6 protein-coding genes are annotated in these 5,941 nt (G+C 48.2%); 3 read left to right on the top strand and 3 right to left on the bottom strand.

The features are described 5' to 3' along the window. The first annotated feature begins 139 nt into the window (after positions 1-139). Both RMO84_RS06945 and RMO84_RS06940 read left to right on the top strand, forming a co-directional pair. Positions 140-370 (top strand): hypothetical protein, encoded by a 231-nt coding sequence (locus RMO84_RS06945; protein WP_310487740.1) that lies wholly within the window; start codon positions 140-142, stop codon positions 368-370. 1,115 nt (positions 371-1,485) lie between these two features. Next, the gene (locus RMO84_RS06940) at positions 1,486-2,493 is read left to right on the top strand and encodes a tyrosine-type recombinase/integrase (RefSeq protein WP_310487741.1); all 1,008 of its coding nucleotides are present in this window, start codon (positions 1,486-1,488) and stop codon (positions 2,491-2,493) included. A gap of 13 nt (positions 2,494-2,506) precedes the next feature. On the opposite strand, the gene RMO84_RS06935 is transcribed toward RMO84_RS06940, so the two are convergent. Next, positions 2,507-3,148 carry a TetR/AcrR family transcriptional regulator gene (locus tag RMO84_RS06935; protein ID WP_310487739.1) on the bottom strand — a complete coding sequence of 214 codons (642 nt, stop codon included), beginning with the start codon at positions 3,146-3,148 and terminating at the stop codon, positions 2,507-2,509. A gap of 155 nt (positions 3,149-3,303) precedes the next feature. Between RMO84_RS06935 and RMO84_RS06930 the strand changes: the two genes are divergently transcribed. Next, positions 3,304-4,263, top strand: a complete 960-nt coding sequence (locus RMO84_RS06930) for an NAD-dependent epimerase/dehydratase family protein (protein WP_310487738.1) — start codon at positions 3,304-3,306, stop codon at positions 4,261-4,263. A 9-nt stretch (positions 4,264-4,272) separates the two neighbouring features. Here the strand turns inward: RMO84_RS06930 and RMO84_RS06925 are convergent, their stop codons facing one another. Together RMO84_RS06925 and RMO84_RS06920 are read right to left on the bottom strand one after the other, a co-directional pair. Beyond that, the gene (locus RMO84_RS06925) at positions 4,273-4,401 is read right to left on the bottom strand and encodes a hypothetical protein (RefSeq protein ID WP_310487737.1); all 129 of its coding nucleotides are present in this window, start codon (positions 4,399-4,401) and stop codon (positions 4,273-4,275) included. 100 nt (positions 4,402-4,501) lie between these two features. Further along, positions 4,502-5,941 (bottom strand): M1 family metallopeptidase (locus RMO84_RS06920; RefSeq protein ID WP_310487736.1); only part of this gene is annotated, 1,440 nt, incomplete at its 5' end.

Raw genomic sequence — 5,941 nt, 5'->3', positions numbered from 1 at the left:
AGTACGCACTTGAGGTAAATCTCGGCGTTTCGGTTGTTTCTGAATACCAAATCAAACGGTTAGATTTAGATTATTTTGATGGTGAATAGTTGCAGGTACTTTTGCAGTCGATCGCGATACTCATTCGATAGTTAATGCGGTGAAAATAGAACCAAAACCTGGAGCGTTATCGATCGAACCATCCGGGGTCGAAGTAGGAATGGATCAAGGGTGTGAAAAGACGCATTATCACATCCTTGATAGTTCGATCTCAATACTAGCAAGCTTTATCAGCCCAGACTTAATTCCCGATCTCCTGGCTCATTTGCGAGACGATCGCCTCAAATATTGGATGTCATCCAGTAGCGATCGAGCTAAAAATACATATTAATAACCGCGACAATAGGCGATATTTGGTCTTCAAAATACGACTCCGCCATCTTCAGTAAAACGATCTAAACCGCACCAAAGTCTTCATGAGCTTGTCCGAAAATAAATCGTCAAATACCTGGAGATAACCGCTCTTCCTAACTTGAGTAGCGAATCCTGATTTGATTCAGAGTGAGAGATTAAAATTAGTGGAAATTAAATCTCATTGGTGTACTTGCACCGATCGAAATCGCAGTAGCCACTCCCGTGTAAAATCAGCAGGTATCATCGATTCTCCACTGGAGACGCTACGCGAACGGATAAATGCAGATAAATCTAATTCATCCCCTGCTCTAATAATGCCCAAATTTTATTACCAAACGATCGCATCCGTTAGCGTAGCTTACCGGAGGTAATCGAGTATTCTTATCCTGGAGTAGAACCAGATATATAAGTCATCAATCCTCGGGTTTGGGGGGATGGAGATGGCTTAATTCCAACGGAATTTTGGAACACTCAGAATGCGATCGAATACCTAATCGCTAGGATCTAGGTGGGGGTAAGGAGGAAATGAGGTACCTATAACAGTATTTATAGGTACCTCACCCCTTCCCTACCCCCCAATTTCTACCCTTCTTCCGATCTGTCGGCTCGCCCTCGCTCCTCAGTATTCCCGAATCTATGAATAGATAGGCTGATTAGACCTGTACTAACTTTTACCCTCCCATTCTTTCAAGGCAAGGTTCAGGGGGTGTTGTGTGATTAGGATTGGTTCTTCTCGCCAACAATTAACCCAAGGCATAGTTTTACTGCGACCTCAAGTACGGATTGCAGAAATAAATATATTCACAAACCTAGTACTTATCTTTAAAATTTAAATATACACATTAAAAATATTTATAGTTATACAGGATTAATATATTGTTGTAAAACATTTATCAAAAATAAATGAGATCGACAAGAAAAGGTATCAATGGGTTGGCGATCGCTAGAGAAGATCGAAGGGAGAGTAGAGATCGATCGAGGATTGAGGGCGATGGGGGCAGAGCGGACAAACGAACTTGCTAATTTGTTGCAGAGCGTGACATTACGAGAAGATATTTCATACAATGGTGGAAATTGATACTTTTTGTGCAGATGGTCACTACCACCGATCGACAGATAGAAGCAGTTGTGGAAATCGACTGCGATGCATTGATTGGCGTCTTCACCAACTTTTTGCAATTTGATGTTGCTAACGGTGGTGCGAGTGGCGATACGATCGTCACCTACTGGACGCAGGTCAAACAGTATTTAGAGTGGTGTCGGGAGAGTAAAATCGATCCGCGTGCGGCGACGCGGGAGACGATTAAGGTCTATCGGTGGTGGTTGGCAGAGCGGGGGTATAAGCCGAAAACGATCGCCGTGAAATTGACAGCAGTGAGTCGGTTGTACGATGCGGCGGTAGAATATGGACTGATGGGGGGGAATCCAGCTTGGGGGGTCAAACCGCCGACAGAATCGATCGATCCGGCAGCGCGGATTACCTATCTGGAACAGGGCGAGGCTAGCGTACTGCTCAAATCGGTGGCGCAGCCGCTGGGAACCAGCAGCGAGTCTGGCGGTTGCTTGAAAACTTTGCGAGATAAATTATTGCTCGGCGTGATGACGCTCGAAGGGACGCGCACGGTAGAGATGCATCGGCTGAATATTGGGGATGTCGTGCGCCAGGGCGAGCGGGTAGGCGTGAAAGTTAGTAGCAAGCGGCACATGCGGGTGGTGCCCTTGACTCCCCAATTGGCGCAGCTCATGGAAGCGTATTTAACAGCGCGGCGGGGGGCTGGATTTGATGCGATGGTGGATAGTCCGCTGTTAATCAATCTCAGTAATTTCGGACGGGGGGAGCGGTTATCGCGGCGGGGGATTCGGCAGGTGGTGGATAAATATCTGCTGGCGACAAATCTCAAATATATGGAAGGGAGAACGCTGTCGGCGCATAGTTTGCGGCATACGGCGGGGACGTTGGCTCTACGGAATGGGGCGACTTTGCGACAGGTGCAGGATTTGTTGGGTCATGCCGATCCGCGCACTACGGCAATTTATGCTCATGTGGGGGACAGGTGGGAAAATAATCCAGCGTTGAAGGTGGGTATCGATCTCCTGTAATGGGATCGGCGATCTACTCCAGTCCCGCCAGAAACAGATCGGTCGCGCTCGTCACCAGTTCTTCAGATGTGGTAGCTAGAAAGCTCGAACAGGTGAGTTTAAGGCTGACAATACCGTGCAGCGATGTCCAGAATATTTCCGCCAGTCGGGTAGAATCAGCATCCGCTCTCAAACTACGATTTGCTTTGAGAGCGTCGAAGACTGCGACCAGCAATTGAAATGCTTGTATTCCTGCGCCATTTGAGCTGTCGTTGGCGTAGCCTCCGCCTTGCGGAATCGGCACTGCTGAAAGTGCCGCATCGGTAAATTTGGGATCTTCCATAAAAATTAGTCGATAGGTGGCTGAATTAGAGCTGCCAAACTGGACGTAGGCACCAGCCATCGCCCTCAATCGAGCGCGCGGATCTAAGATTGCTGCTGTCGGTTTTAGGCACTCTAGCAGCTCTCGATAGCCTTGCCGACAAAGCTGCTTGGCAATTTCATCGCGATTCTCAAAGTAGAGATAAATCGTTCCGGGCGCATATTCGATCGCGTCGGCAATTTTTCGCATCGTCAGTGCCGCAAACCCATCCCGACTCACAATTTCTTTGGCTGCGCTGAGGATTTGTTGTTGCAATTCCACCTTTTGACGCTCTTTGCGTTCCGAACTCCCCATGTATCGAACTTTGTCTTCACATTAAATACTTCTTTAGTTTAGGGGTTGACTAACTGATTTAGTTTAGATGTTGACAAACTGAACGATCGATATAAAATGAATATAGTTTAATGAACAGCATTCATAATTAAATCAATAGTCATCACGGAGGCGATGTGAGTAAAATTGCGATATTTGGAGCTACAGGAGCGATCGGTCAAAGTATTGCAGCGGCTCTGCGAGTTGTTGGGCAGCCCTATCGAGTGGTGGGACGTTCTCACAGATCGCTACAAGCCCAATTTGGCAGCGATCCGTTAGCGGAAATTGTGACGTGGCACCCTGAGGATCCAGATTCAGTAATCGCAGCAGCACGCAATATTGAGACGATCGTTTATACAGTGGGCGTGCCGTATGTAGACTTTCACCTCCATCCGCTGCTGATGCGGCAAACCCTTGCCGGCGCGATCGCCGCAGGCGTGAAACAAATGCTGTTAATTGGGACGATCTACCCTTGTGGGCGACCGCAAACCGAGCGGATTCGGGAAAATCATCCCCGTCAGCCGCATACATTTAAAGGGAAAATGCGCAAAGAACAGGAAGATATCTTGCTCGCAGCCGATGCCACCGGATCGATTCGGGGGGCAATTGTACGATTGCCAGATTTTTATGGCCCCAATGTCGAACTGAGTTTTTTGCACAGTGCCTTTCAGGCGGTAATTAATGGTAAACAGGCGCAATTAATCGGCCCGATCGATACACCGCATGAATTTATGTTCGTGCCAGATGTCGGCCCTGTGGTACTAGCAATGGTGAACGAACCGCGTACCTTCGGGCGGATTTGGCATTTTGGTGGAGCTGGTACGATAACTCAACGAGAGTTCGTCGGGCGGATCTTTGCACGGGCAGGGCAAAAGCCACGGTTGATGGTTGCCAACAAATTGATGTTGCAGGCACTAGGATTAATCGATCCCTTCATGCGCGAACTGGTCGAGATGCATTACTTATGGACGACCCCAGCGATCTTAGACGATACGGCCCTGCATCAACTTTTAGGTACCATTCACAAAACTGACTACGACCGAGGTATTGAGTTAACGCTAGATGCCAGTCGCTTGTTGGCGATCGCGACCCGTTAACGATGGGAGTTAGGATTTTGGAGACGCAGCACCGATATCGTTAGTATTCATCCCAGGGAATAACTCGCTAATAATGCCAATCTCATCGATCGCAATTACATTATTGTTCGATCGAACCGAAAGAAATTCAATACTCAAGATCCAGATTCCCGACTTCTCGTTCGCGTAGCGTCTCGTTGGCGTAGCCTCTCGCAGAGAAGAGAAGAAGTCGGGAATCTAGCGTTGCTGCTGCTAATAACTATTTGCTCTTAGCTTCTAGATTTTCCAAGCGGCTCTTTAATTCTTGATTGGTTTTTTTGACTTCTTCCAACTCCTCCCGTAATTGTTTAACTGCTCCATCCGAGCCGATTTTCTTCTGGACTTTTTGCACCCCTTCATCCGCCATCCGTTTCACCCGTCCGTCGGGACTGTGCGCGGCTAAACCTTGCAATACCCCGATCGCTTTAACGGTAGCCATCTGGCTCAGGGCATTGACTACAGCTACTTGGGTGAGGAAAAATGACTCGCGCGACAGTTCGGATAATTTCTCGACGATAACGATCGTATTGGCATCCGATTGACCGCTAGAAATCGCGCCAAGGGCACGAATTGAGGTCAACCTCAGTGGTTGAGGTACGCCCGGTTTGACGTATTCTATGACGGTGTTTAGGGCTGTTTCCGAATCGGTCATTTTGCTCAAACCACCGATCGCACCCGCACGGACGACTTCATTCCAGCCGGAGCGGGTATTGAGTACTTCGGTAAGTAGGGTAATTACTTCTTCCTGCTTGTCTTTCAAACTGGCGGTAGTCATCCCCCCCAGCGCGCGACAGGCGGCGGCTTCGACGTAGTAGCTCTCGTCCCCGGCTGAGACAATTTGTTTGACTGCGGCGTATGTTTCGGGTGTTTTAATGTTACCCAATTCATCGACGATCGCGCGCCGCACGAACGGATCTTCATCGCCGACTGCGGCGACTAAATTGGTGACAGCCAGATCGAGTTTAATTGTCGCCAGTTGTTGCGCGGCTTCGAGTCGGACAGCCCAGAATTGTTCGCTAGCAAGGCATTCCGTCAGCGCGGTGACGGCTTCGAGATTGCCTTTTTTGGCGATCGCGACTGTGGCATAGATCCGCGAAATCGGGTCGGGATCTGACTTGAGCTGCGCTTTAAGTTCGGGTAAGGGATATTCGAGGCTGACGGTTTTTAAATAGTTATTACCCACGTCGAAGCTGATAAAATCGGGTTTAGTTTCGAGGGGGAAGTAGAGGACTTGCTCTTTTTCATAGACGCGAATTTTGGTAACTTTTACATCTGTTACGCCATCTTTAACATAACCGAACCCGATCGGGATTTTCAGATCGAATAGGTCATTCGTGAGTGTATGTACGCCCTCTTTGGCTTGTGTTTGAGTGACCGTTAGTTTGGCTAGATTACTATCACCATCCCAACTATAGGCAACCTTATAATCTGGATGTCCACCGCGATAGACGTATTGATCGAAGAGAAAGGCTAGATTTTTCCCAGTGGATTTATCAATCGCACGTAATAGATCGATCGTTTCGACGGTTTTGTGAGCGTTATCGCGGACGAAGGTATGGACGAATTTATCGAATAATTCATCACCGAGTTCTGTCCGAATCATATGGTAAACACAGGCACCTTTTTCGTAGAGGTGACGATCGTATAATTCGATCGCTTC

Source organism: Chamaesiphon sp. VAR_69_metabat_338 (assembly GCF_031423935.1).
In the GTDB taxonomy this organism is placed as follows: domain Bacteria; phylum Cyanobacteriota; class Cyanobacteriia; order Cyanobacteriales; family Chamaesiphonaceae; genus Chamaesiphon.
This window is presented reverse-complemented; position numbering and strand designations above follow the sequence as displayed.